The 2,123-nt window shown below is 28.3% G+C and carries 2 protein-coding genes; both read left to right on the plus strand.

Going from position 1 to position 2,123, the window contains the following annotated elements; genetic code table 11:
* The first annotated feature begins 114 nt into the window (after window positions 1-114).
* The gene (locus QQZ16_RS02220; RefSeq protein WP_284561044.1) at window positions 115-1,809 is read left to right on the plus strand and encodes a hypothetical protein; all 1,695 of its coding nucleotides are present in this window, start codon (window positions 115-117) and stop codon (window positions 1,807-1,809) included.
* Between the two features lie 18 nt (window positions 1,810-1,827).
* Window positions 1,828-2,037: a hypothetical protein gene (locus QQZ16_RS02225; protein WP_031540300.1), complete on the plus strand. Its 210-nt coding sequence runs from the start codon at window positions 1,828-1,830 to the stop codon at window positions 2,035-2,037.
* Window positions 2,038-2,123 lie beyond the last annotated feature (86 nt).

The raw sequence follows: 2,123 nt of genomic DNA on the forward strand, positions 1-2,123 counted from the left end.
TTAAGACGGAATAATTTGAACAAGATTTTGCACATTCCGAAATAAAGTGAAAAAAATAGCACATTATTTCAGATTTCCTCCCGGATTAATGTGGAAAAGAGTATCTGAAATATTGTGCTCGTTTACATTATTGAAACTGAAAAGCTTTGGGATATATACATTAAGAGTAAATCAAATGAATGGAATCCAAATTCTTACGATGATAAATTACAGAGGATTGGTGTACTTGTAAATTTAACTAAAGATATGAATTCTATTTTATCAAAGGAAATATACAATTGCTCCTCAAAGGAATTGAATTTTGCGTTTTTTAAAAAATACCCTTTGCATTTTCAAAAGCATTTATATAGCTTTTTACAAGCAATTCATTTATCTCAAAAAATGCAAAATAAAGTTACATTTAGAATGAATGAAATAATTAATCCTTATGACCGAGAACAAAAAAGAAAAATAAAAAGTTTATATACGCCAAAAGAATATAGAAATCTATTCGATTATGTTTCTGAAAATGTTAGTTTTCATAAGAGTAATGCAATTAATAGTATAAAAAAAGCAGTTCTAGCAAATGAAGAAAATAAGAATATAAATATGGTATATGATCGTTATGATTCTGCATGGTTATATGTAATTCTTCATTTAACAAATATTTGGAGAACACCTGACTATCTTCATTTTCCTAGAGTGTCATTTGAGGATACTTATATCGAACCGACAATTGAATGGATGGAAAATAATGAAATTAGTAAAACGGACGCTGAAAGATTATTAAGAAGACTACAAATAAAAACATATAACTTTTCAAAAAATAATGCAGATAGGTATTTATTTATTCCGGATAAGTTATTAATCGCATTTGCAACTGCAGTGACTCTTTGTGAAATTAGAACAAGGCTTTTAAACGATAGTTTTCAATCCGTTATTAATTTTATGACAAAAGATAATAGATTTAGGAATAAAGTTAAAGAAAATTTTTTTAGATCCTTTAGCGGTGTTCAATTCGATACTTTAAAAATGAACCGTTCATTATTCACATTTTTGTTGCGTATTTCAAAAAATGTAAATGGACCACATGAAATAGAAATACTTAAACAATTTCGTGGACATAAGAACATTGAAACTACAAATATTTATTTGCTTTTTACTGAAGAGGACATAAACTTCCTTACTTCACAACTCTTTTCAAGAAACGACCACTTCGGTTTTATTGCTGATACTTTTACCGATATTTTATTCGGAGAAACCACGTCACTTTTTGAAAAAACAAAACAGAACAATTCACTTCTAGATTCATTCGGAGGTGTGTTTAAACTTGAGTCGGTAGCTAGTTTTTTACTGGCTGTATCTGAGGATGAAGAAATAGTAAAAAATATAATCTTAGAAATGGATTCACAAGAAACTCAACAAAAGTTTGAAGAAATACTATTTATGAAATTGACTAGTAAACAGAAAGATGTTCAATGCTTAATAGGAGAAGCGAATTGTCCATATCCGGGCAGGGATTGTTTAGGAGGATGCCATTTTTCCATTCCTCATTTTTATGCTATATCTGAACTAACAAGACAGTTGTGGAATGATTTTGAATTTATTCTGAATAGGTTTTCAAGCCTAAAATATAAGGGAGATAAAGAAAGGTTTTTCATTAACTTTGCTGGCCGTCTAAAATTATTTAAAAATGCTGAGGGGAAATATGGGAATGTTGTGTACGAATTTTTTAATTTAGATAAAGAAAAGTGGATTGGGCTTTTAAGTGAGTTACCGGAAGAATGGCAGCTTTTTGTAAGTGAGAATAGGAACTTAATAAAAGCATAGTATTATGGAGGTTATAATTTGAATGCTTTATTAAACTATGAATTTAAACTGGATGAAACAAGTATTGAAGAATTTGATCTAGAGTATAGTATAGAAGTTGCAAAAGAGAATATTGAGAGCTATTTAGATAATATTACTGTCAATTATTTTAAAAAGTATTCATATAAAGATATTGGATTGAGTCAAGTTTTTGTGGGAGTTTTTTATAGCTCCCTTTTTATAAAGTAAAACTTCTAATTTTGTATCCGTTTTCTAAATGTTTTCTTTTATCAAAATTTCGTTTTTTTCTTTTTTAAAAACCTTTTAATCCCTGT

It is taken from the genome of Bacillus sp. T2.9-1 (assembly GCF_950097965.1).
Classification (GTDB): Bacteria; Bacillota; Bacilli; order Bacillales; family Cytobacillaceae; genus Niallia; species Niallia hominis.